21 protein-coding genes are annotated in these 23297 nt (G+C 73.0%); 9 read left to right on the top strand and 12 right to left on the bottom strand.

Annotated elements, in window-relative coordinates; translation table 11 throughout:
- Positions 1-48 precede the first annotated feature (48 nt).
- Both AB0B33_RS10145 and AB0B33_RS10140 read right to left on the bottom strand, forming a co-directional pair.
- Positions 49-1593 carry a choice-of-anchor A family protein gene (locus tag AB0B33_RS10145; protein WP_360769202.1) on the bottom strand — a complete coding sequence of 515 codons (1545 nt, stop codon included), beginning with the start codon at positions 1591-1593 and terminating at the stop codon, positions 49-51.
- Between the two features lie 570 nt (positions 1594-2163).
- Positions 2164-2550 (bottom strand): STAS domain-containing protein, encoded by a 387-nt coding sequence (locus AB0B33_RS10140; RefSeq protein ID WP_360769199.1) that lies wholly within the window; start codon positions 2548-2550, stop codon positions 2164-2166.
- Positions 2551-2891: 341 nt separating this feature from the next.
- On the opposite strand from AB0B33_RS10140, the gene AB0B33_RS10135 reads away from it, so the two are divergent.
- Positions 2892-3755 carry a MerR family transcriptional regulator gene (locus AB0B33_RS10135; protein ID WP_360769196.1) on the top strand — a complete coding sequence of 288 codons (864 nt, stop codon included), beginning with the start codon at positions 2892-2894 and terminating at the stop codon, positions 3753-3755.
- Positions 3756-4496: 741 nt separating this feature from the next.
- On the opposite strand, the gene AB0B33_RS10130 is transcribed toward AB0B33_RS10135, so the two are convergent.
- On the bottom strand, positions 4497-4931 hold the full coding sequence (locus AB0B33_RS10130) for an SRPBCC family protein (RefSeq protein WP_247023627.1): 435 nt from the start codon (positions 4929-4931) through the stop codon (positions 4497-4499).
- Positions 4932-5123: 192 nt separating this feature from the next.
- Between AB0B33_RS10130 and AB0B33_RS10125 the strand changes: the two genes are divergently transcribed.
- Positions 5124-8153: a discoidin domain-containing protein gene (locus AB0B33_RS10125; RefSeq protein ID WP_360769193.1), complete on the top strand. Its 3030-nt coding sequence runs from the start codon at positions 5124-5126 to the stop codon at positions 8151-8153.
- The gene (locus AB0B33_RS10120) at positions 8138-8716 is read left to right on the top strand and encodes a glycoside hydrolase family 2 protein (protein ID WP_360769506.1); all 579 of its coding nucleotides are present in this window, start codon (positions 8138-8140) and stop codon (positions 8714-8716) included. The genes AB0B33_RS10125 and AB0B33_RS10120 overlap by 16 nt, the downstream gene beginning before the upstream one ends.
- Here AB0B33_RS10120 and AB0B33_RS10115 read toward each other — a convergent pair.
- Genes AB0B33_RS10115 through AB0B33_RS10105 form a run of 3 tightly spaced genes read right to left on the bottom strand, consistent with a single transcriptional unit; the run spans position 8709 to position 10434 of the window.
- Positions 8709-8873: a hypothetical protein gene (locus AB0B33_RS10115; protein WP_360769190.1), complete on the bottom strand. Its 165-nt coding sequence runs from the start codon at positions 8871-8873 to the stop codon at positions 8709-8711. The two genes, AB0B33_RS10120 and AB0B33_RS10115, sit on opposite strands and share 8 nt — an antisense overlap.
- Positions 8870-10093, bottom strand: a complete 1224-nt coding sequence (locus AB0B33_RS10110) for a hypothetical protein (protein WP_360769187.1) — start codon at positions 10091-10093, stop codon at positions 8870-8872. The genes AB0B33_RS10115 and AB0B33_RS10110 overlap by 4 nt, the downstream gene beginning before the upstream one ends.
- The gene (locus tag AB0B33_RS10105) at positions 10090-10434 is read right to left on the bottom strand and encodes a hypothetical protein (RefSeq protein WP_360769184.1); all 345 of its coding nucleotides are present in this window, start codon (positions 10432-10434) and stop codon (positions 10090-10092) included. The genes AB0B33_RS10110 and AB0B33_RS10105 overlap by 4 nt, the downstream gene beginning before the upstream one ends.
- 129 nt (positions 10435-10563) lie before the next feature.
- Here AB0B33_RS10105 and AB0B33_RS10100 point away from each other — a divergent pair, with 129 nt between their 5' ends.
- The 3 genes from AB0B33_RS10100 (at position 10564) to AB0B33_RS10090 (ending at position 15703) form a co-directional block, all read left to right on the top strand.
- Positions 10564-12366 (top strand): hypothetical protein, encoded by a 1803-nt coding sequence (locus tag AB0B33_RS10100; RefSeq protein WP_360769181.1) that lies wholly within the window; start codon positions 10564-10566, stop codon positions 12364-12366.
- 79 nt (positions 12367-12445) lie between these two features.
- Complete coding sequence (locus AB0B33_RS10095) at positions 12446-14101, top strand: helix-turn-helix domain-containing protein (RefSeq protein WP_360769178.1); 1656 nt, start codon at positions 12446-12448, stop codon at positions 14099-14101.
- Between the two features lie 162 nt (positions 14102-14263).
- A complete protein-coding gene (locus AB0B33_RS10090; RefSeq protein ID WP_360769176.1) occupies positions 14264-15703 on the top strand; it encodes a M4 family metallopeptidase in 1440 nt (479 codons plus the stop codon).
- A 9-nt stretch (positions 15704-15712) separates the two neighbouring features.
- On the opposite strand, the gene AB0B33_RS10085 is transcribed toward AB0B33_RS10090, so the two are convergent.
- The 3 genes from AB0B33_RS10085 to AB0B33_RS10075 all read right to left on the bottom strand — a co-directional run bounded on the left by AB0B33_RS10085 (position 15713) and on the right by AB0B33_RS10075 (position 18942).
- Complete coding sequence (locus tag AB0B33_RS10085; protein WP_360769173.1) at positions 15713-16918, bottom strand: cysteine desulfurase-like protein; 1206 nt, start codon at positions 16916-16918, stop codon at positions 15713-15715.
- 607 nt (positions 16919-17525) lie between these two features.
- Positions 17526-18659 (bottom strand): acyltransferase, encoded by a 1134-nt coding sequence (locus AB0B33_RS10080; RefSeq protein ID WP_360769170.1) that lies wholly within the window; start codon positions 18657-18659, stop codon positions 17526-17528.
- A gap of 55 nt (positions 18660-18714) precedes the next feature.
- A complete protein-coding gene (locus tag AB0B33_RS10075; RefSeq protein WP_247023617.1) occupies positions 18715-18942 on the bottom strand; it encodes a hypothetical protein in 228 nt (75 codons plus the stop codon).
- A 97-nt stretch (positions 18943-19039) separates the two neighbouring features.
- On the opposite strand from AB0B33_RS10075, the gene AB0B33_RS10070 reads away from it, so the two are divergent.
- Entirely contained in the window at positions 19040-20257 is a 1218-nt protein-coding gene (locus AB0B33_RS10070; protein WP_360769167.1) for a glycosyltransferase 87 family protein, read from the top strand.
- On the opposite strand, the gene AB0B33_RS10065 is transcribed toward AB0B33_RS10070, so the two are convergent.
- A complete protein-coding gene (locus AB0B33_RS10065) occupies positions 20208-20633 on the bottom strand; it encodes a DUF4383 domain-containing protein (protein WP_247023615.1) in 426 nt (141 codons plus the stop codon). The genes AB0B33_RS10070 and AB0B33_RS10065 overlap by 50 nt on opposite strands.
- 78 nt (positions 20634-20711) lie before the next feature.
- Between AB0B33_RS10065 and AB0B33_RS10060 the strand changes: the two genes are divergently transcribed.
- Positions 20712-21173 (top strand): SRPBCC family protein, encoded by a 462-nt coding sequence (locus AB0B33_RS10060; protein ID WP_360769162.1) that lies wholly within the window; start codon positions 20712-20714, stop codon positions 21171-21173.
- Here AB0B33_RS10060 and AB0B33_RS10055 read toward each other — a convergent pair.
- On the bottom strand, positions 21143-22342 hold the full coding sequence (locus AB0B33_RS10055; RefSeq protein WP_360769160.1) for an FAD-dependent oxidoreductase: 1200 nt from the start codon (positions 22340-22342) through the stop codon (positions 21143-21145). The two genes, AB0B33_RS10060 and AB0B33_RS10055, sit on opposite strands and share 31 nt — an antisense overlap.
- A complete protein-coding gene (locus AB0B33_RS10050; RefSeq protein ID WP_360769157.1) occupies positions 22339-22755 on the bottom strand; it encodes a nitroreductase family deazaflavin-dependent oxidoreductase in 417 nt (138 codons plus the stop codon). The genes AB0B33_RS10055 and AB0B33_RS10050 overlap by 4 nt, the downstream gene beginning before the upstream one ends.
- Positions 22756-22836: 81 nt before the next feature.
- Here AB0B33_RS10050 and AB0B33_RS10045 point away from each other — a divergent pair, with 81 nt between their 5' ends.
- Positions 22837-23295, top strand: coding sequence for a MarR family winged helix-turn-helix transcriptional regulator (locus tag AB0B33_RS10045; protein WP_360769154.1), 459 nt, complete (start codon positions 22837-22839; stop codon positions 23293-23295).
- The last annotated feature ends 2 nt before the right edge of the window (positions 23296-23297 follow it).

The following is a 23297-nucleotide window of genomic DNA, read 5'->3' as shown; positions in this document are numbered from 1 at the left end:
ACACGGCTCGTGTCGGCCCGCAGTGTGGCCGCGCTCCACTGTGGAGCGTCAGCGCGTCCGGCGGCGGGAGGAGAGGAAGACGAGCGCGATGCCGGCGGCGAGCAGCAGGGCGCCGAGGCCGAGGACGGGACCCAGGTCGGTGCCGGTGCCCGGGAGCCGTCCGTGCCCGCCCGGGGTGGTCGGGGCCGGGTTCGGGCCGGGCGGGGTGGTGCTGGAGGTCTCCGTGCTGGTCGGGGTGGTGGTCGTCGCCGTGCCGGTCGGGGTGGTGACCGTGGTCGAGGTGACCGTGGTGGTGCCCGACGGGGTCGTGGTGCTGGTGGGCTCGGTGGTCGTGGGTGTGGTGCTGGTGACCGTGTTCGGGGTGGTGGTCGACGGCTCGGTGGTGCTCGTGGGTGTGGTCGGGGTCGTGGTCGACGGCTCGGTGGTGGAGGGCTCGGTGGTCGAGGTGGTCGGCGTGGTGCTGGTGCTGGTGGGTGTGGTGGTGCTGGTCGGCGTGGTCGTGGGCGCCGTCGAGGTCGTGGTGACCGTGGTCGTGGTGGTCGGCTCGGGCGGCTTCGCGCACGAGGGCAGGTCGCCGGTGAACGGGTACGCGTGGAACTCCTGCCCGCTGCCCTGGCCGGCCCCGGAGCCGTGGACCAGGTTCCCCGCCGTGAAGAAGCGGCCGTTGGTGCCGGGGAGGGTGACCGTCGTGGTGCCGTCCGGGCGGCCCGCGAGCACGCTGCCCTGGAACATGCCGCTGCCGGTGAGGCGGACCACGTGGGCGTCGGGGAAGTTCCACAGCAGGCGGGGGCGCAGGCGGTTGAGCGGGTCGTTGTCGTCGAGGCCGCCGCTGTAGGTGTTGATCACCCGGGCCGAGCCGGTGAGGTTGACCAGCACCGTGGCCCCGGCCGGGATGCCCTCGAACGCGATGCCCTGGGTGGCACCGCCCGGGCCGGCGATGTCCTGGGTGACGGTGAAGACCTGCAGCGCGGACTTCCCGTCGCCGGTGAAGAGCGTCTGGTAGTTCTGGTTCACGACGGTCCCGGTGGCCGCGGCCCGGGCGTAGCACTCGCTGGCGGCGGTGAGTTCGGCGCGCAGCCCCGCGTACGGCTTCATCGCGGCGGTGTCGTGCACGACGGTCCCGATCACGGTGCCGCTGACGTTCCCGGCGTGCCGGACGACCCCGCCACCGGAGTCACCCACGGCGTCGAGCCGCTGCCCACCGGCCACGGAGAGGTCCCCGCCGACGGTCAGGAAGTCGGCCCCGTCCGGCGGCGGGACGCGCGAGCCGACCCCGGCGACCCCGACGTTGTAGATCGACGAGCCGGAGGTCTTCCGCAGCGTGAAGTCCCCGCCGACGACCACCCGCCCTTCGGCCTCGGCGGCGCTCCCGGTGACGCGCATGTCACCGCCGGCGAAGACGTTGATGGCGTTGTCCCGCCCGGCGAAGGCCCCGTTCCCGACCGGCGGGAAAGTCCCGGGACACGACCCGGGCACGCACGGCCCGAGCCCGCCGGGCAGCGGATCGGCGGCCGCGGACAGGCCGATCGGGACCGAAAGGACCACGAGCCCGCAGGCCGCCAGCGCCGCGAGGGCGGCATGGGTCACGCGCACGGGACCTCCCCCTGTCCACAGTGGACTTTCCGTGCCGGACGATAGCGGCAGGTCAGGACGGGTGCCCGGCTATCCACCCGATCGGGGAGTGTCGCGATCGGTGACTTGTGCGGGTGGCCCGCCACGGTCGGTGCGCGTGGGCTGTGGCCTGCTGGGCGACTTGCGCCCGCAGTCGTCGGGTCCGCGGGTGCGGCCGGCCGTTGTGACACGGCTTGCCGGGCGACGCCGGAGTTGCTCTCGCCGCCTGGGGGCCGCTGTTTTCGTGGCGCGTTCGCAGCCCGCTTTTCAGTGGCGCGCTCGCCGCCCGGGGTCGGCCGGTGCGGCCCAGCCTCCGAATCCGCGCCAGACGGCGCTCGCCGATCCTGCGCGGCCTGCCTGCCATGTGCCAGCCGCCTGCGGGCCCGCCGGTGCGGCCATCGCCTGCCAAGCCACGGCGCCCGTCGCACAAGGGCCCGCCGATCCCGCGCGCCCTGCCGGGCCATGCGCCAGTCGCCCGAATGCCCGCCGATCCCGCGCGGCCTGTTGGATCCTTCGCCGCGGCTTCCCTCGGCGGTCGACCGACTTCGCGAGTCAGGACACCCGGCGGCTCACGACCGGCGCCTCCGCCACCGCCGCCTGGGCGGCCGCGCGTCCCCGGTGCAGCGGCAGCGTCCGGTCCAGACCGAGGATGTGCAGGGGACGGAAGACCGCCGTGTCGCCCGGGGCGATCGCGAAGGCGACGTTGCGCTCGTCGGCGTCGCGCTGGGCCTCGACCAGGACGCTGAAGACCGTCGAGTCGCAGAAGGTCGTCTCGGTGAGGTCCGCGACGACCCCTCGGGCGCCCGCGCGGATCGGGGCCAGCAGCCGGTCGCGGAGGCGGCACGCCGTGCCCAGGTCGACTTCGCCGGTGCAGCGGACCGTGACGATCCCGGCGTCCGTCCTGGTGGAGAGCTCGGGCGCGGTGCGGTGCTCGGTCATCGGTTCCCTCCAGTCGCCCCTTGCGGCGAGTGGTACCCCGGTCGGCGTGAAATCACTCGTCCGGGGCGGGTCGCTACGACATTCGAGGGTTAACGATGCACAAGCGTTGCGCGCGGGTATACCGTATTCGGGCAGCACCACCGTTTCCCCGGCACCTCGCCGGTCGCGTCGGATGCCACGCCCCGCGGCCGGCCGGATCCGGCTGACGCGGGCCGGATCACCGGCGCCCCCGCGGCGCCGACAGGGGGACGCGGCAGGCCTTCGCCCCGCCGCCGCGTCCCCCTGCGCGCCGGGCGTCGCTAAGCTTCGGCGGTTCGCCGTCCGTGAGGCGAAAGGAAGCGGTGGAAGCCAAGAACGTCGACGCAGGAGCCTGGGCACCCGGCAAAGTCGCCGAGCTGCTGGGCGTGTCGCCCGTGACTTTGCGGAGCTGGAGCGCGCGGTACGGGATCGGCCCCCCGGCCGGCGCCGGCCGCCACCGCCGCTATTCCGACGCCGACGTCCGCCGCCTCCAGCAGATGCAACGCCTGGTCGCCCGCGGAATGCCGGTGCGCGAAGCGGCGGCCGCGGCCTTCGGCGGCGAAGCGGGCGCACCCGAGATCCCGGCGGCCGACCGGGCCCGCGAGCTCGCGGACGCGGCGGAGGAACTCCACTCGGCGACGATGGCCGGCCTCCTGGACGAAACCCTCGGCACCCTCGGCCCGGCGGCGGCCTGGACGGACGTCTTCGCCCCGGTCCTGCGCGGATTGGGAGACCGCTGGCAGCGCGGCGACGTGTGCTTCGGCTCGGAGTGGGCGCTGACGACGCAGATCTCCCTGGCCTACGAGCGCTTCAGCGTCCGCTTCCCGGCGGCGGTCCCGGGCCGGCCGGTGCTGCTGGCGTGCTGTCCGGCCGAGCGGCATTCCCTGCCGATGGAGGCACTGCGGGCGACGCTGGCGGAGGCGGGCATCCCGGTGGCGTACCTGGGCCAGCTGGTCCCGGCGGAGGCGCTGGCGGACCTGGCGGCCCGCCTGGACCCGGTGCTGGTGGTCCTGTGGTCGATGAGCCCACCGACAGCCGACGATCTCCTGGCGGCCCGGGTGAGCGCGCTGGGCCGCCCGGTCGGCACGGCAGGCCCGGGCTGGGACAACCTGGGCGACCGCGGCTACCCGAGGGTGAACGACCTCGAGTCGGCGGTGGAGCTGGCAGCGGAGTACGCCGAGGTGTAGCTCGAGCGGCTCGCTGCTCGGCCGTAGGCGGGCGTGGCACCTCGCCTGGCTAGTCGGCCGGCGGTGGAATCGCGGCTCGCCGAGGTGGCGGGCTTGCAGCTGGCCAGTGGGGTCGCCGCTTGCCGGCTGGCCGATGGGGGCGACGTGCCGGAAGCGTGGCTTGCCGAGGTGGCGGGTTTGCAAGTCGGCCAGTCGGGTCGCCGCTTGCCGGTCGGCCGATGCGGGCGACGTGCCGGAAGCGTGGCTTGCCGAGGTGGCGGGTTTGCAGGTGAGCCAGTCGGGTCGCGGCTTGCCGCTCGGCAGATGCGGGCGACGTGCCGGTAGCGCGGCTCGCCGAGGCGGCGGGTGCGGCGGCCCGATAGAAACGTGGCCCGGCCGGCGGGAGCGGGTCGGCGGAATTCGCCTCGCAGGCGGGGCCGGAAGCCGACCCATGGATCGCGGCCCGGCCGCCGGGAGCCGGTCGGCGGAATCCGCTCGCGGGTGGGGCGGCGAGCGGGCTGAGGGGATCGCGGCCCGGCGGCCGGGAGCTGGTCCGCGGAAGTCGCCTCGAGCAGGGGTCGGGAACCGGCCGATCAGATCGGGCTCGGTGGGTGCCACCGTGAGCGAGGTTCGGATCCCCGACGAAATCGCGGCCGGCTCGGCCGGGGCGAGTCGCCCCCTCGCGACCGCCGCCGCAAGGTCGTCGAGCCGGTCCAGCGTCGCCGCCCGGTCCAGGCCGATTCCTCGCCACCCCTGCAGGCGTCAGGCCAGCTTCCCGAGCGCCCGCGTCAGCTCCGGCACCACCTCGTCACCCAGCCGCTCGAACTCGCGCTTCAACAGCGGTCCTGCCAGCTTCGCCAGCCCGTGGAACTCGATCTTCGCCTGGTAGCGCACCTTCGTCCCACCGCCGTCCGCCGTCAGCGTGAAGTCGTCCGTCGACGTCGCCGTCTTGTTCGAGCCCACGAACGTCACCCGGCCGGGCTCGCGGCGCGTCAACCGGTAGTCCAGCTCCGTCTCGCGGCCGCGGAACTCCGACACGTTGTGCCACCGCGCGCCGACCTCGATGGGGCCCGCGTCGGTTCGGGTGCACGACTTCGTGCCCGGGTCCCACTCCTCCGTGTGCGCGAAGTCCTGCAGGTAACCCGCGACGGCCTCGACCGGGACGGGCACCGTGAGCGTTCGTTCGACCTCGACCACGACGCCTCCTGGAAGATCGGTGCGAGTTCGATGCAACCGTACCCAGCACCGCTCAACGGGGCATGCTGACCGGTTCGCCGACATCGATGTCATTTTTCCTAATTCTTGTCCACCTTGTCTTCTTGACCCTGCCGACGGGCTCGGCGGAAGCTTCCTGGCAACGTTGTCAGCCCACCGGAAACGGAGTTCGCAATGGCGGAGGAGTACGGCATCGCCCCGGATGTCGAGCGCGCGGAAGTCGCCGCTGTCTCGCGGCGGCACGTTCTCGCGGCCGGGACCGGGCTGCTCGCCGGGTTCGGGCTCGCGGCCGTGCTGCCCGGGGTCGCCTCGGCCGCGCCCGCCGCGGTGACGCCGAAGACCGACCTCGCGCTCTTCCGGCCCGTCCAGGTCTCCTCGACCGCCTACGCCGCCACCCCGGCCGAGTTCGCCGTCGACGGCCTCGCGCAGGTCGGCGTCCGCGGCTCCGGCTGGCGCGCCGCCCAAGGAGACGGGCAGTGGATCGTCGTCGACCTGCAGGCCGCCTGCCGCATCGACTCCGTCGTCCTCACCTTCGAGGCGCAGCCCGGCGACCCGGCTTTCGACGCCGCCGCGTCCCGCAGCCGCACCAGCGGCGCCGAGGTCCAGTCGAGCTACGCCACCGCCTTCGACCTCGACGTCTCGGGTGACGGCCGGGCCTGGCGCACCGTCCACCACACCGACGCCGGCACCGGCGGTGTCGTGACGATCCCGCTGTCGGTCACCGCGCGCTGGGTCCGCTTCACCGCGAGCCGCCGCTCGACCACGAACCCGCTGGGCCTCAACGGCTTCCAGGTCTTCGGCAGCGGCCCGCAGAACCGCCCGGCGGTGCACGGCTGGACCAGCTTCCCGCTCCGCCCGCACGCCGACCCGCCCGCGCTCGCCGTGGCGCCCGACGGCACCGTGCCGCTCGACTCCGGCTGGGTGCTCACGATGGACGACTGGGCGCCGACCGGCGACGGCAAGGCGCTTTCCGCGTCCACCGTGGACACCCGGGGCTGGCTGCCCGCCACGGTTCCCGGCACCGTGCTGGCCTCGCTCGTCGAGCAGGGCCAGCTGCCCGACCCGGTCTCCGGGATGAACCAGCTGCACGTCCCGGAAGCGCTTTCCCGGCACGCCTGGTGGTACCGCCGCCAGTTCGGCCTCCCGCGCGGCCTCGACACCTCGCCCGGCCGGCACGTCTGGCTCGAGTTCGACGGCGTCAACCACGAAGCGCGGATCTGGCTCAACGGCGCCGAAATCGGCACGCAGAGCCACCCGTTCGGCCGCGGCGCATTCGACGTCACGGCGGCGCTGCGCCGCTCCGGCGAGCAGGCGCTCGCCGTCAAGATCTCGCCGATGCCGCGCCCGGGCAGCCCGGGGGACAAGGGCGCCGACGGCAGCTCCTGGGTCGACGCCGGCGGCACCATGTTCGACAACTCGCCGACCTACCTCGCGGTGTCCGGCTGGGACTGGATGCCCGCGGTCCGCGACCGCGCTTCGGGCATCTGGGACCACGTCCGCCTGCGCTCGACCGGCGCCGCCGTGCTCGGTGACGTCCGCGCCGACACCAAGGTGCCCGACGCCGGCACCGCCGAGGTGACGCTCACCGTCCCGGTCCGCAACGCCGCCGCGACCGCCCAGCGCGTCAAGGTCAGCGCCGCGTTCGGCCCGGTCAGCGTGTCGAGCACGGTCACCGTCCCGGCCGGGCAGACCACCGACGTCGTATTCCCGAAGCAGGTGGTGAAGAACCCGAAGCTGTGGTGGCCCAACGGGTACGGCGACCCGAACCTGTACGACCTGACGCTCACCGCGGCGATCGGCGCCGCCACCAGCGACCGCCGGACCGTCAAGATCGGCCTGCGCGAGATCGGCTACCAGTACGACCTGCCGATCGTCATCGCCGACGGCCGCGCCACGCAGACCGTCGACCTCGCGCCGCAGACCGCCCGGTTCGTCCGGATGCAGGGGCTCAAGCGCGCGACCAGCTGGGGCTTCTCGCTCTGGACGATGTCGGTGCTCGACAGCTCGGGCGCCGACGTCGCGCAGGGCAAGCCGTCGAGCTCGCTGTCGGTGGCCGACGGCAACCCGCCCGAGCGCGCGTTCGACGGCGATCCGAACACCCGCTGGACGTCGGCCTACGACGACAACCAGTGGCTGCAGGTCGACCTCGGCGCCGCGACGGCGTTCGACAAGGTCGTGCTCACCTGGGAAACCGCGTACGCCGCGACCTTCAAGATCCAGGTCTCGCAGGACGGCGGCACCTGGACCGACGCGGCCTCGGTCGACAACAGCCCGAAGCCGCTGACCTTCCTGGTCAACGGCGTCAAGATCTTCGCCCGCGGCGGCAGCTGGGGCTGGGACGAGCTGCCGCGCCGGATGCCCGCCGAGCGCACCGACGCGGTCGTCGCGATGCACCGGGACATGAACTTCACGCTGATCCGCAACTGGGTGGGCTCGTCGTATAGGCAGGAGCTGTTCGACGCCTGCGACAAGTACGGGATCCTGCTGTGGAACGAGTTCTGGGACGGCTGGTCGACCGACCCGGCCAACCACGACATCTTCCTCGCGCAGGCGAAGGACACCGTGCTGCGCTACCGCCACCACGCGTGCGCAACGGTCTGGTTCGGCTGCAACGAAGGCACGCCGCCGCCCATCATCGACAACGCCCTGCGCGACATCGTCCACTCCAGCACCGACCTGCTCTACCAGGGCAACTCCGCGGGCGGCGTGATCACCGGCGACGGCCCGTACTACTGGCAGGACCCGAAGCGGTACTTCACCGGCGAGGCGACCGGCGGCAAGGCCGGGTTCTGGAGCGAGATCGGGCTGCCGACGGTGTCGGTCGTCGAGAGCATGCGCAACCTGGTCGGGAAGGACGACCCGGGCTGGCCGATCGGCGCACCCTGGTTCCTGCACGACTGGTCCACCGGCGGCAACCAGTCCCCGCAGAGCTACCTCGCGGCGATCGACGCGCGCTGGCGCCGTCGACGAGCCTGGCGGAGTTCTGCCGCAAGGCGCAGTTCGTCAACTACGAGAGCATGCGCGCGATCTTCGAGGCGTGGAACGCGAAACTCTGGAACGACGCCACCGGCGTGCTGCTGTGGATGTCGCACCCGGCGTGGCACAGCACGGTCTGGCAGACCTACGACTACGACCTCGACGTCAACGGCAGCTACTACGGCGCGCGCAAGGGCTGCGAGCACCACCACGTGCAGGCCGACCTGACGACGTGGCAGGTCCGCGTGGTCAACCACACGCCGGGCGCGCTGAGCGGGGTGACCGCCACCGCGCGGCTCTACGGCCTCGACGGCGTCGCGCTGGGCCCGGCGCAGCAGCAGAAGCTCGACGTGGCCCCGATTTCGGCCGCGGCGGCGTTCACGGTCCCGTTCGCCGACGGGCAGCCCGACCTGCACCTGCTGCGCCTGACCCTGACCGACGCCCACGGCGCGGTGCTGTCGGAGAACACGTACTGGCGCTACCGGACGGACACGGCGATGCGCGCGCTGAACCAGCTCCCGGGCGCGCGCCTGACGACGTCCCTGCGCCCGGACGGCGACGCGTTCACCGCGACGGTCCGCAACGACGGCCGCACGGTGGCGGCGATGATCCGGCTGTCGCTGCGCGAGAAGAACGGCACCGACCGCGTCCTGCCGACCCGCTACGACGACAACTACTTCTGGCTGCTGCCGGGGGAGACCCGCACGATCCGCGTCGAGCCGCGGCGCCGGGTGCCGAACGCGAAACTGCTGGTGGAGGCGTACAACGTGGCGGCGAAGCTGACTAGCTGACTTCGTCGTCGTCTTCCTCGTCCGGTGGGGGCACCTGCCGCCGGGCGAGGAAGACCAGCAGGCCGATGATCGCGACCGGGCCGGTGAACAGGGCGATCTCGTCCCAGCCGCCCTGGTGCATCATCACCACCCGCGCCGCGGTGTCCACTGTGGTCATGCGCCCGACACCAGGTAGATGCCGACCGCGGTGTAGCCGACCATCAGGGCCAGCAGCGGGTACTGGCCCACCGTCCGGTAGCCGCCGCGCAGCACGCCGAGCGCGCGGTCGTGCGCCGAGCCGACCGCCAGCACGTGCCCCAGCACGATCGCGCCCACCTGGACCACGGCGATGACCGCCGTCGACACCAGCGTGTAGTCGACGACCGCGGGGTCGAAGCCGCGCTGGCCTTCGAAGAGGGCGAACGAGAAGTAGTGGGCCACCGTGTAGCCCACCATGATCGGCACCAGCGTGTGCGCGAACCCCGCGTACGGCTCGGTGCCCTTGCGCAGGTACGGCCGCGTCAGCCGGATGCCGCCCGCGTACGCCAGCGCGGTGAGGGCGATCGCTGCGAGCAAACCGGCCGTGGCGAGCGGGATCGACGGGGTCAGGTCGCTCCAGAACGGGAGCCGGGTCAGGCCGTCGAACGCCGTCGAGCCGAGGACGACCAGGACCAGCGGCGTCAGGCCGGGGGAGCCGCCGAGGGCAAGCAGCCCGTCGAGCGGGGAGCGCACGACCAGGCGGCCGTCGTCGCGGCGGCCGACCGGGGACAGCCCGGCGATCAGCACCGCGTAGACCTCGAACCCGTCGCCGCGATCGAACCACCGCGGCCCGAAGACCGCGCCGCAGGTCACGTGTATAACGACGTACAGGGTGACGAACCCGGCGATCAGCCGAGGCGAGTCCGAGTGGCCGGAAGCCAGCTCCAGCCAGAGGAACGCGAGCAGGCTCACGACGGCGGGCCAGTAAGCGAGCCGGGCGGGCAGCGGACGCCGGCCCGGGAACGGCGACGCCAAGGTGCGCACCGGGTTCATCCGCCGCCAGACCGGACCGAACAGCAGCGACAGCGGCACCAGCCCCACCCAGAACCACACGTAGAACCACGCGGGCGCCGGGTTGGCCGCGGACGTACCCGGCCCGAACCACGCCATCGCCAGGAACCCGGCGAGGAAAACCAGCCCGAGTCCTTTGAGGACGAACGAAAGCACCCGGGAGTCGAGGAAGCGCGCGAACGGCAGCGGACGGCCGGCTTCGGCACCCCGCAGCCGCGGCGTCTTCCACAACAGGGTCAGTGCGACGAACGACGCGAGCACGGCCGCCGCGCCCGCGTACAGCGCGAGCCAGAGCGGGACCGGCAGGTCGGAGCGCCCGCCGAGCCCGTGGGTCAGGACGATCCTCACGCGCCGACCCGCAGCTGGGTCAGCTTCGCCCCGCTGTGGTGCAGCTCGACCTCGAACAGGCCGGGGACGTCGGCGGTGAACGACACCGAGCCGGGCTGCCCCGCGGTCAGCTCGACCTCCTTGTCGTACCCGTGGACGTGCAGCTCGTCGGCGGTGTCGGAGGTGACTTCGAGCCGGACGGCGCGGCCGGGGGCGACCTCGACGCGGTCGGGCCCGGCGACCCGCTTGCCGCCCCGCACGGTGAACTGCGCGACCTGCTCGCCCGCCGGGGCCGGGGGCGCGGGCGTGCCGCAGCCGGCCAGCAGCGCGAATGTTGTCACCGGCACCAGGATCCGCCGCATCGTTGTCCTTCTCCTCGTGCGGGATGTCCGGTTGCGGCCACCCCGGGCTTGCCGGTGCGGTTCGCCCGGCTTATCGTGTGACGAACAGTAACAGTTACTTCAGTTCACGGAATCAGGAAGGCGCACGCGATGCTGCTGGCGCAGGAGAACAGCCCCCCGGCCGGGGGCGCGCAATTCGGCCAGATCGTCGTCGCGCTGCTGATGTTCCTGCTGGTCTTCATCCCGCTGGCGATCTTCGTCCTGCGGACGCGGGCCGGCAAACGGACGCTCGTGGGCCGTCTCGCCGACTGGTCGGGCGAGCTGTCCGGCCTGCCGCGCTGGGCCGCGCTGCCGATGTTCGTCGCCTTCCTCTCCGGGATGTCCGCGCTGATCGGCGTCTACTGGGACGTCCCGATCCACATGGAGCTCGGCCGCGACGAAGGCCCGCTCGCCAACCCGTCGCACTACCCGATCTACTTCGGGCTGATGGGCATCTTCGCCAGCGGTGTGCTCAGCGCCGCGCTGGCCAAGGGAAAGCTGCCCCGGCGCACGTTCAAGCTCGGCCCGCACTGGCGGGTGCCGATGGGCAGCGTCCAGATGATGCTGACCGGGCTGGTCGGCATCGCCGGCTTCCCGCTCGACGACGTCTGGCACCGGCTCTTCGGCCAGGACGTCACCGAGTGGGGACCCACCCACGTGCTGATGATCGGCGGCGGCGTCGGCGTGGTGATCGGCCTGCAGCTGCTGCTGGCCGAAGCCCGCCAGGCCGGCGCCACCGGCCCGCTCGTCCGGCTGCTCGGGCCGGTGCTGGCCGGCGCCTGGATGATGGGCGCGTCGGCGTTCCTGATGGAGTTCGACCTCGGCGTGCCGCAGTTCCCGATGCTCGCGCAGGTGGTGCTGGTCGGGCTGATCGGCAGCTGGACGCTCGTCTGCGGCCGCCTCTCGTGGGGACCGGGCGGCGCGCTCATCGTGGTCGCCGTGCTGCTGGTCTCCCGCGCCGTGTTCTCGATCATCCCGCTCGTCGCCGACCTGCACGTCGCTTCGCTGCTGCCGTACGCCGCCGAAGCCGTCGTGATCGAGGTCGTCGCGCTGCTCGTGCGTGGGCCGCTGTTCCCGGTCGTGGCCGGGCTGGCGAGCGGCACCCTCGGCCTGCTCGGCGAGTGGGCGTTCTCGCAGTGGCTGATGCCGGACCCGTGGCCTGCCGCGGACCTCGGTCTCTTCCTCGCCTTCGGTGCGGCCGCGAGCATCGGCGGCGCGCTGATCGGCGCGTGGCAGTACCAGCGGATCGAGGACGTCGCCGCGGGTTCCCGCCTCCGGCGGGGGTTCGGGGCCCGGCACGCCGCCGGGCTGGTGGGCGCCCTCGGCGTCGTCGCGCTGATGGCGGCGGTCGCGGCGCCGCTCGCCCCGCCGCCCGGGCTCGCCGCCGACGTCCGGCTGACCGAAGCCGCGGCGGGCCAGGAGATCTCCAACCCGCACGGCGGCGGGACGCCCCGCTGGGTGGACGCCACCGTGACGATCAGCCGGCCCGACCTCGCCGACGACGCCGTCTGGCTCACCGGCTTCGCCTGGCAGGGCGGGGACTTCTACTCCGCGCCGCTGGAGAAGCTCGGCCCCGGCGTCTACCGCACGGCCGAGCCGCTGCCGGTGTTCGGGCAGTGGAAGGCGGGGATCCGGCTGCACGTCGCCGACCGGCTGATGGCGCTCGCGCCGATCTACGCACCCGCCGACCCGGCGGCGAACGCGCAGGCCATCACGGCCGGGTCCGGCAAGCGCGACTTCGTCTCGGAGATCTCGTTCCTGCAGCGGGAACGCAAGACCGACACCCCGCTCGTGCTGTGGACGGTCGCCTACGTCGCGGTCGGGCTGATCTTCGCCGGGATGTGGGCCGCGTTCGCGTGGCTCTACGCCGCGGCGGCCGGCAACTCCTCGCGGCACCGCGAAACCGCGAGTTAGTGCCCGCCGACGAAAACGGGTGCTGATTTCGTGCCCTCCGACGAACTAGGCTGGCGCCGTCCCGCCTAGCTTTCGGGAGGTGCTCGTTTCGGTGAACCTGCGCCCGCACGCCAGCCTCGGCCGCGTCCTCGACGACCTGGGCGGCACCCTCCTGGACCTGGTCCTCGGCGACCCCGACCGCCCGGGCGGCATCGGCGGCGTCGCCATCCACGACCCGCTCGACGAACCCGCGCTGCCGCAGCACGCCCTGGTGCTCGGGGTCGGGCTGGCCGAGCCCGGCGAAGTCGTGCGGCAGCTGCGCTCGCTGGCGCGCCACGACGCGGCCGGGCTCGTGCTGCGCGCCCCGGTCACGGTCACCGCGGCGATCACCGCCGCCGTCGAGGAGACCGGCGTCGCCCTGCTGGGCCTGGCGCGCGGCGCGTCCTGGGCCCAGCTCGCCGCGATGCTGCGGTCGCTGCTGGCCGAGGGCGACGTCGGCGACGCCGAACCGGAGACGCTGGCCGGGCTGCCGTCGGGCGACCTCTTCGCGGTGGCCAACGCGATCGGGGCGCTCATCGACGCGCCGGTGACGATCGAGGACCGCCGCTCGCGCGTGCTCGCGTTCTCCGGCCACCAGGACGAAGCCGACCCGTCGCGGGTCGAGACCATCCTGGGGCGGCAGGTGCCGGAGCGGTTTTCGCGGATGCTGGCCGACCGCGGGGTGTTCCGCGAGCTCTACCGCAGCGACCAGCCGGTGTTCGTCGACCGGCCGGCGGAAAGCCCCGACGGATTCATGATCCCGCGGGTGGCGGTCGCGGTGCGGGCGGGCGACGAGATCCTCGGCTCGATCTGGGCCGCCGTGCGCGAACCGCTGACGCCCGACCGCACCCAGGCCCTTTGCGACGCGGCCCGCCTGGTGGCGCTGCACCTGCTGCGCGTGCGGGCGGGCGCCGACGTCGAACGGCGGCTGCGCGCGGACCTGCTCAGCACGGCACTGGAGGGCGGGGCCGCCGCGCGCGAGGCGCTGAGCCGGCTGGGGCTGGCCGACCAGCCGGTCGTCGTGCTGGCGCTGGCGGTGTCGGAGAACGGCGCCGAGGACGCCGAAATCGCGACCGAGCGGCAGCGGCTGGCCGACGGCCTGGCGATGCACCTGAGCGCGGTGCACCCGCGCTGCGCGGCGGCCCTCGTCGGCGACACGGCGTACGGCCTGGTCCCGGTGACCCGCGACGCCGACGGCGAGCGGCGCGCCCTCCGGATCGCGAAGGACTTCCTGGACCGGGTGGGCGACCGCGTCCGGGCGGTGGTCGGTATCGGTCCGGTGGCGCGCAGTGCGGCCGAACTCCCGGAAGCCCGTGCGAGCGCGGACCGAGCGCTGCGGGTACTGCGGTCGGGCAGCCGCGCGGGCCGCCGGGTGGCGTTGCTGGCCGACGTCCACGTCGAGGCGTTGCTGCTGGAGCTGCAGGACCTGGTCGCCGTCCGCGGCGACCGCCCGACCGGGCCGGTCGCGCGGCTGATCGAATACGACGAGCAGCACCACGCGCACCTGGTCGAGACGCTGCGGGCCTGGCTCGACGCGTTCGGCGACGTGATCGCCGCGTCGGCCGCGGTCCACGTGCACCCCAACACGTTCCGGTACCGCCTGCGGCGGCTGGCGGAAGTGGGCGGGTTCGACATGACGGACCCGGAGGCCCGGTTCGCGGCGATGCTGCAGCTGCGGGTGGTGGCCCCGCCCGCGTCACCACCGGCCCGGCCCTGACGTCGCTGGTTCCTGATCGTCCGAATTGTCGGTGATTAACTACCGGAAACTCGGCTGGACTTGGTCAGTTACCTACTTTCGACCGGTGTGCGCCCCCTTCGGGGCATGTGAACCTGCTCGGACTTCACGTCAGGTGATCAAGCTTCCACGGAGGTGTACCGGGTGTCACGCAAACGGGTCATCGCAGGGACGGCGGCGGTGAGCGCGACCGTCGTCGCGGTGTCGCTGCTCACGACGGGTTCGCCCGCCTACGCGACCATCGCCCAGCCGTCGATGCACGCGCTGAACCCCCTCGCGATGCCGTTCGGCAGCGTGCTGCGGTCCCAGCAGGAGATCGGCGGGGTGCCGGTGTTCGGCGGCCAGCTGATCCAGGTCCGCGACAAGGCGGGTGCGGTGCTCGCCACGCACGGCCGCACCACGAAGAAGACCACCGGGTCCTTCCCGGCGAGCGCCGCGGGGGCCACCGACGCCGCCATCGCGGACGTCGCCAAGCGCACCGGGCTGGCCGCGAACACGCTGAAGGCCGACGCGCCCCGCGCGTACTGGTACGACGCCACCCTCGGCGGCGCGAAGGGCGACGGCGTCGCGATGCCGACCTACCAGGTCACCGTGCACGGCAAGAAGCTCGACGACAAGTGGACCGAGGTCGTCAAGGCCGGCACGCAGGACGTCGTCACGTCGTGGTCGGAGGTCCGCGAGGCCAACCGCGACGTCTGCGACGCGAACCACAAGGTGGTCAGCGGCAGCAGCGATTCGGTCCGCTGCGGCACCGCCTTCGACGTCACCCGCAAGGAAGGCGGCGCCGAGTCGGGCGTCGCGGACGTCAACAACGTCTACACCTTCTTCGGGCAGGCGTCGGACTTCTACCAGAAGTACGTCAACGTCGACCTCACGAAGCTGATCGGCGCGGACTACTCCGACGGTACCGGCCAGGCGCTGCGCGGCACCGTCCGGATCTGCGTCGACGGCGAATGCCCGTTCGCCAACGCCTTCTGGGACGGCGAGCAGATGGCGTTCGGCGAGGGCGTCACCACCGACGACATCACCGGCCACGAGCTCACCCACGGCGTCACGCAGCACACGTCCGGGCTCAGCGGCGGCCAGGCCGACTCGATCAACGAGGGACTGTCGGACGTCTTCGGCAAGTTCATCGGCATCACGTCGAACGACCCCAACGACACCGGCGGCAACCGCTGGCTGCTCGGCGCGGGCTCGTCGCTCGGCGCGATCCGGAACATGAAGGACCCGCGCTCGTCGCTGTCCCCGCAGCCGGACATGGTCAACGGCCCGGGCTGGGACACGAACAACCCGGACGAGCACATCAACGACGGCGTCGTGAACAAGGCCGACTACCTCATCACCGACGGCGACACGTTCAACGGGCAGACCGTTCGCGGCCTCGGCCTCGACAAGGCCGTCCAGGTCTGGTGGGGCGTCGAGAACACGCTCACCCAGAGCGCGACCTTCAAGGACGTCGGCGAGGCGCTGAACTCCTCGTGCGCGGCGCTCGCGAAGGCGGGCACCGCCGGCATCACGACGGACGACTGCACCCAGGTCGGCAACGCGGTGAAGGCCACCCAGCTGGACCAGGACCCCAAGTAGACCCGTGAGTCAGCGGGGGAGCGACGTCAGCCCGGCGAGCAGCCGGTCGACGTCGGCCTCCGTGGTGTAGGGCGCGATCCCGGCCCGGACGGCGCCGGTGTCACCCAGCCCGAGGTGCCGCGAGCACTCGATCGCGTAGAAGCTGCTGGCCGGGGCGTTGACCCCCTGCGTGCCGAGGTGCTCGTACACCGCCTGCGACCGCACCCCGTCGACCGAGAACAGGGTCGTCGGGGTGCGGTGGCGTCCGGGTGCGCCGTACCGGGTCACGCCGGGAATCGCGGCCAGGCCCTCGTCGAGCCGGGTGAGCAGCGCGTTTTCGTGCTCCTCCAAGGCTTCCAGCGACGCGAGCAGCCGCGACCGGCGGTCGCCGGTTCCCGGCACGAGCCCGGCGAGGAAGTCGATGGCCGCCGTGGTGCCCGCGAGGAGTTCGTACGGCAGCGTCCCCAGCTCGAAGCGCTCCGGGACGGCGTCGGTCGAGGGCAGCAGCTTGTCCGGGTGCAGGGTCTCGAGCAGCGCCGGCGCCGCCGCGACGAGTCCGAGGTGCGGGCCGAGGAACTTGTACGGCGAGCACGCGTAGAAGTCCGCGCCGAGCGCCGTGACGTCGACGGCCGCGTGCGGGGTCAGGTGGACGCCGTCGACGTACAGCAGCGCGCCGGCGTCGTGCACCGCCGCGGCGATCGCGGGGACGTCCGGCCGGGTGCCGAGCAGGTTCGACGCCGCCGTGACCGCGACCAGCCTGGTGCGCTCCGAAAGGAGGGCGGTGATCGCCCCGGTGGCGAGTTCGCCGGTGGCGGGGTCGAAGTCCGCCCACCGGACGGTCGCACCGGCGGCCGCCGCGGCCTGGACCCACGGCCGGATGTTGGCGTCGTGGTCGAGGCGGGTGACGACGATTTCGTCGCCGTCGCCCCAGTTCTTGGCCAGCGCGCGGGAGAAGTCGTAGGTCAGCTGGGTCATGCTGCGCCCGAAGACGACCCCGCCCGGCTCGGCGGCAAGCAGATCGGCGGCGGCCTGCCGAGCCTCGGTGACGACCGCACCGGCCCGTCGCTCGGCGGCGGTGACGACCCCGCGGTTGGCGATCGCGGCGCACAGCGTGCGGGCGACCGCCTCCCCGACGAGATCGGGGACCTGCGAGCCACCGGGCCCATCGAAGTGGGCGGCGGCGCCGTCGGCGAGCGCGGGGAAGTGCTTGCGGATGCTCTGCACGTCGTAGGTCACGCCGCCAGCATGCCGAAGGCCGAGCGCGGAACTCAAGATCTCCGGTGGGCGGGGCGAGGTCGCGAATGACTCATTGGCGGCCTCTGGTGTCCCCGATGGGTCATTCGGGACGCGCCGCATTCGGCGCCACCGGGGAGCTCAAGGTCTCCGCAGGGCCGGGCGGCGCACTCGAGGCTGGTGGGGAAGCGGTGATCTCCGCGGGATCGGTGGCCGGGCCGGGGCGGGGAACCCGATGCCGCCCGGCTCGGCTCAAGGTCTCCGTCGGGTCGGGCGGTCGGGCCAGCGGGAGGGCGCGAATGACTCATTCGCGCCCTCTGGCGTCCCCAATGGGTCATCCCGACGCGCCGCATCCGGTACCGCCGGGGAGTTCAAGGTTTCCGCGGGGCTGTCGGCTGGGCCGGGTGGCGCCCCCGACGCTGGTGGGAAGCGGTGATCTCCGCGGGATCGCTGGCCGGGCCGGGCGGGGAACCCGATGCCGTCGGAGGGCTCAAGGTCTCCGCAGGGCCGGGCAGCCGGGCCAAGGGGAGGTCGCGAATGACCCATTCGCGGCCTTCGACGTCCCCGGTGGGTCATTCGCGACGCACCACACCCGGCCCGCCGAAGAAACTCAAGACCTCCGCAGCGGCGCGGCCGCCGTGGCGGGGATCTGCGGCGGCGCCGCCACCGGACGCCGCACCGGGGCCGGCGTCTTCAAATACCGGCGGAACTTCTGCGTAGGCTTCTCCACGTAGTTCCACGACAGCTGCCCCACCAGGTAGGCCGACGGCACCGCCAGCAGGATCAGCAGCCACACCTGCCGCACGCCCGCGAGGATGAACAGCTGCTGGATCGGGAAGCCCCAGATGTACGTGCCGTAACTGCCGTAGACCCACGGCCCGGCCGCCTCCAGCCGCCGCGGCCAGTGCATTGCCAGGGTGATCGCCCCGTACGCCGCGCTCAGTGCCAGCAGGTAGCGGCTCGCCGGGGTCTGGCTCAGCGCCAGGTACGCGCCGAACAGCACCAGCGCCACCCACGGCTTGAGCGGGATCCGGTCGCGGTAGGCGTGCAGCACCATCCCGATCACGAACGGGACCAGGAACGACACCGTCGAGCCGATCGGGACGACCAGGAGCGAGCCGCCGAGGCCGTGCTGCTCGAACGTCGCGTGCAGCACCGTGTCCGTGTAGACCATGCCGCCGAGGACGAGGAACAGGACCAGCCGCGGCAGGCCGATCAGCACGGCCACGCCGACGACGAGGACGAGCGCGTAGCCGAGCAGTTCCATCGGCAGCGTCCAGATCGCGCCGTTGACCGAGAACGGGTACGGGTTGCCCGCGAACACGCCGGGCAGGTCGTGCTGCATGTAGAACAGCACCGTCGTGCCGACCAGGTAGCGCCACGTCTGGATGTGCGTCCAGTAGTCGTGCGCGGGCCACGTCGTCACCAGCGGCCCGATCACGAACACCGTCACCAGCAGCACCACGACCAGCGGCGGCATGATCCGCAGCAGCCGCCGCGCCGAGAAGCGCCACCACGACGGGTCGCGCGTCCAGCTGTCCTGGATCTGGTAGCCGCTCATCGCGAAGAACCCCATCAGCGCGATGTACCCCGGCGACATGTGCCACGACACGGGGAAGATCGTCAGCCGCTGCGGGTGCAGCAGCGGCATGCTGTGGTCGACGATGACGGTGATCGCGCCGATCATCCTCAGCCACGCGAAGCCGACGTTGGGATTGGCGTGAATTTTTGGCGAGCTCGGCACGGGGGCAGATGCTAACCCATCCAGTCCTGCCGCTTGACCCGAACGGGCGAGAAAGTCACCGGCCGCGGTTGCGCGGGTGCTCGCGGGCGCGCCGTTCGTTGCCGTGCTTGTAGTTGCCGGTCACGCGGGCCATCAGCAGCTGCGGGTCGTCGCCGCGCGCGATCGCGGCCAGGAACCGGGTCGCCGCGGCGCCGCGGAGGGTGCCCGCGGGACGGCCGTGGTGCGTGATCGTCACGACGCCGTGCTCGTCGGCGCGGTGCGCGAAGCCTTCCGGGGTCCCCATCCGCCCAGGGTGGCACGGCGGGCAACCGGTTTTCCCCGGGTCCGGTCCGGGGGATACCCGGATGGCTCCCGCGCGGTGACCCGACAGAATGCTGGGGATGCGGGGGAAACACCTACTGGCGGGCGCGCAGGTCCTGGTCCTGGCGGCACTGCTGGTGTCCTACAACGACGGCCGGTGGCGGTTCCCGGCCTACCGCGTCGACCTGGACGTCTACCGGCTCGGCTCGGCGGCGCTGCTGCACGGCCACGACCTGTACGGCACGCTGCCGCCCACCGGCGACGGCCAGTCCCTGCTCTTCACCTACCCGCCGTTCGCCGCGATCCTGCTCGCGCCGCTGGCGGTCCTGCCGTACTGGGCGGCCTGCCTCGCCCTCACGCTGCTGACGCTCGGGGTGCTGGCGCTGGTGCTGCGGGCGGTGCTGCGCGCGCTCGGGAAGCGGTGCGACCGGTGGCGGGTGGCTGCGGTCCTGCTGGTCGCCGAGGCGCTCGAGCCGGTGCTGCGGACGCTGTACGCGGGCCAGATCGACCTGCTGCTGCTCGCGCTCGTCGCGCTCGACGTCCTCGTGGCCGCGCCGCAGTGGCCGCGGGGCCTGCTGATCGGCCTCGCCGCCGCGATCAAGCTGACCCCGGCGGTGTTCCTGCTGTACCTGCTGCTCCGCCGCGACACCCGGGCGGCGATCACCGCCGGCGTGACCTTCCTGGCCGCGACGGCGCTGGGCTTCCTGCTGGCCGGCGCGGATTCGATGCGGTACTGGACCGGCGCGCTGTGGGACACCGGCCGCGTCGGCGAGCCGACTTACGCCGGCGACCAGTCGCTGCTCGGCCTGCTGGCCCGGGCCGGGGTCCCGGCGGACGCGCGGACGGCGTGGTGGCTGCCCCTGGTGGCGGTCGTGCTCGTGCTGACCGCGCTGGGTGTGCGGCGCGCGCTGGCCGCGGGGGAGACGACGATCGCGCTCGGCCTGAACGCCCTCGGCGGGCTGCTGGTTTCGCCGATCTCCTGGACGCACCACTGGGTGTGGGCCGTGGTCGTGCTGCTCGGCTGGGCGGAGCTGGCCCGCCGCACGCGGCGGCGCGGGATCGCTGCCCTGGCGGGCGTCGGCGTGGTGCTGTTCGTCGCGGGACCGCAGTGGTGGTGGCCGCGCGGCGGCGAAGTCGAGCACCGCTGGGACTTCCTCCAGCAGCTCACCGGCAACGGCTACGTCCTGTTCGGGCTCGCGGTGCTGGTCACGGCGGTGCTGGTGCGGTTCCCGCGGCCGGCCGACGACCTCAGCGGCGCCGTCCCGGCCCGCGCTGCAGCCAGCCCGCTCCCAGGATGAGCATCGCCGTGCCGAGGCCGAGCACCAGGCAGAGCCCGGCGGTGTTCATCGGCAGCGCGTCGGTGATCGCCTGCGGCAGCGGGAGCAGCAAGACCAGGCCGACCACGGCGTAGACACCCCCCGCCGCGACCAGGAACCGGGCGGCCAGGCGCGAGGAGCGGGTGCAGAACACCGCGACGGCGCCGGTCAGCAGGTGCAGGAGCGCCCACAGCCCCGACACGGAGAACACCCCGAACAGCTCGTGCGGACCACCGCCGTCGGTGACGCCCGACATCAGCTCGAGCGCGGCGAGCACGAGGAAGAGCAACCCGATCAGCATGCCCATGCCCTGGACGGGGGCGGGTCCGCGCCGGGTTTCGGGTTCGGTGGCCGTCATGTCCCTCAGGTTCCCCGTGCGGGGCCTTTTAATGCACGGCTTCAGGGGTAACCGGCGAACCGACGAAAGGTGACCCCGATGACCGAGTACCGCCACACCGCGACCGCCGACATCCCCGCCGACGAGCTGTTCGCGTTCCTGAGCCACCCGGAGAACCTGCCCCGGTACTTCCCGGAGATGAAGGTGGCCGAGCCGAAGGGCGGCGACAGCGTGCACGTCGAAGCCGAGGTGCACGGCAAGCGCGTCGCGAGCGAGGCCTGGCTGCACACCGACCCGGGCACCCGGTCGCTCAAGTGGGGTGCGGAAGGCCCCGACGACTACCACGGCGAGCTGCGGATCGACGACGACGGCCCGGCGTCCTCGCAGATCACCGTGACGCTGCACAGCGTCCGCGAGGCCGAGGGCGGAGAGGTCCAGCAGGGCCTCGAGCGCACGATCGCCGCCATGACGCACGCCGCCAGTTCCGACGCCGACGTCGAAGCGGCCGAAGGGGAGGGCGGCTGGACCTCCTACGACGCGAAGAGGGATTCGTCCAGCTGAGGCGGGAACGGGCCGTAGGCGTTGCCGCGGGCCCCGCGGGTGCGCAGCGCCGGGATCGCGAACAGGTACTTGAGCAGTGACGGCGGCGCGGTGCCCCGGCCGCGGGCCCGCGCCGCGGCCGCCCGCTCCTCCACCCGCACCTGATCGGCCTGCACCCGCTCGATCGCGCGGATCCGGGCGGCCTGCACGGCCGCGAGGTCTTCGTCGGTGACCGTGCCCCGCCGCAGGGCCGGGACCAGCCGGTTCGCCGCGGCGACGGCGTCCTGCACCGCCATCAGGATGCCGTTGCCGCCGACCGGGGATATGACGTGCGCGGCGTCGCCGAGCAGCAGCAGGCCGGGCCGGTGCCAGCGCTCGACGCGGGAGATGTCCACCGACAGCAGCGTCGTCTGCGAGAAGTCGGTGAGCAGGTGCGCCCGGTCGGCCAGCCACCGCACGCGCTCGCGCACGAAGGCGCGGATCGGCTCGACCCCGCGTTCGCGCAACGCCGGGTACGCGCCCTTCTCGATGCTGTAGCCGACCTGCCAGTCGCGGACGCCGCCGAGGACGCCGACGTAGGCGTCGCGCCCGAAGTACAGGTCGAGGTCCGCGTCGGGCGGGTCGCCGGGGGAGCGCGGGAGCCGGAACCAGAGCAGGTCGGTGGTGGCGCCGAGCGGGCGGGCTTCGAGGCCGGCCAGCCGCCGCACGGTGGAGAACCGGCCGTCGGCGCCGACGACGAGCGACGTCGTCAGCTCGCCGCCGCGGAAGCGGACGCCGGTGACCGTCCCGTCGTCGTCCTCGAGCAGGCCGGTGACCTTGGCGTTCGTGCGCAGGTGGAACGTCGGCAGCGCGTTCGCCCGCTCGGCGAGGAAGTCGAGGAACCGCACCTGCGGCATCAGCGCGACGTAGCCGAACGGCGTGCGGAGGCGGTCGTAATCGGCGCAGCTGTAGACCCCGGCCGGGGTGTGGAAGCGGAACGAACGCGCCTTGAAGTGGTCGAGGTCCAGCAGGTCCGCGGCGAGGCCGAGCCGGTCGAGCAGCTCGAGCGTGTAGGGGTGCAGCGAGTCGCCGCGGAAGTCGCGGTCGAAGTCCGACCGGGCTTCCAGCACGGTGACCTCGATCCCGGCGCGGGCGAGCAGGTAGCCGAGCAGCAGCCCGCCGGGGCCGCCACCCGCGACCGCGACGCTCACGCCGGGTCCACTGTGGACAGGCGGAACACCGCCATCCCCGGCACGTGCTCGAGGATCTGCTCGTGGCCGGCGTCCTGGGGGACCGGGAACGCCTTGACCGCCCACGGCACGGACATCGCGGCCAGGTAGGTGGCGACCACCCCGGCGGCCTCGTCGCCGCCGACCGGTTCGGCCCGGCGCTCGGCCCGCTCACCGGCCGCCAGCAGCGCGCACTCCGGTGTGGCCAGCAGGTTCACCACCCAGTCGCGGTCGCGGACCGGCGAGACGAGGTAGTGCCCGCCGTCCTTCGCCACCACGGCCAGCGGTACCCGGCGGGGGCTGCCGGAGCTGCGGCCGCGGGTCTCGACGACCCGCAGCGCGTAGCCACCTTCGGGCGGCGGCTCCGCCGGGGCACCGATCAGCTTCGCGGTCATTTCGGCATTCATCGCTCGGACGTCCACGAGCTCCACGGTAGCAAAACTCGCTAGATTGTCTAGCTAACCTAGAATGGCCTGGTGGAAGACGTTCCGGTAGCCCTTCGGGTGAACTTCGCCCTGCGCGAGCTGCTCTCGCTCGCGCACGACGTCCAGGCGGCGCTCGCCCGCCGGCTCGGGCTGGGCGCCACCGACGTGCAGGCGCTGCAGCACCTCGCCTTCGGCACGCCGATGGGCACGGTGGACCTGGCGCACGCGCTGAAGATCCGCTCGGCGTCGGCCACCGTGCTGGTCGACCGCCTCGAAGCGGCCGGGCACGTCCGCCGCGGCCCGCACCCCAGCGACGGGCGGCGGATCACGCTCGTGCTCAGCGAAGCCGCCCGCGACGAGGTCCGGGTCGCGCTCGCGCCGCTGGTCGACGCCGTCACCCGGTTGACCGACGGGCTGACGCCGGCGCACGCCGAGGTCGTCGCGCGGTTCCTCGGGGACACCACGGAAGTGCTGCGGGCGTACGCTGCGGAGCCGCCGGAAGCGGGTTAGCG

The sequence above is a fragment of the Amycolatopsis sp. NPDC049159 genome, from assembly GCF_040648295.1.
In the GTDB taxonomy this organism is placed as follows: domain Bacteria; phylum Actinomycetota; class Actinomycetes; order Mycobacteriales; family Pseudonocardiaceae; genus Amycolatopsis; species Amycolatopsis pretoriensis_A.
Note: the sequence above shows the minus strand (reverse complement) of the source record. Positions and strands in the feature narration are given on the sequence as shown.

Bases quoted from the DNA above. Each gene is read 5' to 3' on its own strand.
- AB0B33_RS10140 (WP_360769199.1), bottom strand. From the start codon at position 2,550: ATGACCGAGCACCGCACCGCGCCCGAGCTCTCCACCAGGACGGACGCC.
- AB0B33_RS10125 (WP_360769193.1), top strand. From the start codon at position 5,124: ATGGCGGAGGAGTACGGCATCGCCCCGGATGTCGAGCGCGCGGAAGTC.
- AB0B33_RS10115 (WP_360769190.1), bottom strand. From the start codon at position 8,873: ATGACCACAGTGGACACCGCGGCGCGGGTGGTGATGATGCACCAGGGC.
- AB0B33_RS10105 (WP_360769184.1), bottom strand. From the start codon at position 10,434: ATGCGGCGGATCCTGGTGCCGGTGACAACATTCGCGCTGCTGGCCGGC.
- AB0B33_RS10100 (WP_360769181.1), top strand. From the start codon at position 10,564: ATGCTGCTGGCGCAGGAGAACAGCCCCCCGGCCGGGGGCGCGCAATTC.
- AB0B33_RS10075 (WP_247023617.1), bottom strand. From the start codon at position 18,942: ATGGGGACCCCGGAAGGCTTCGCGCACCGCGCCGACGAGCACGGCGTC.
- AB0B33_RS10070 (WP_360769167.1), top strand. From the start codon at position 19,040: ATGCGGGGGAAACACCTACTGGCGGGCGCGCAGGTCCTGGTCCTGGCG.
- AB0B33_RS10065 (WP_247023615.1), bottom strand. From the start codon at position 20,633: ATGACGGCCACCGAACCCGAAACCCGGCGCGGACCCGCCCCCGTCCAG.
- AB0B33_RS10060 (WP_360769162.1), top strand. From the start codon at position 20,712: ATGACCGAGTACCGCCACACCGCGACCGCCGACATCCCCGCCGACGAG.
- AB0B33_RS10050 (WP_360769157.1), bottom strand. From the start codon at position 22,755: ATGACCGCGAAGCTGATCGGTGCCCCGGCGGAGCCGCCGCCCGAAGGT.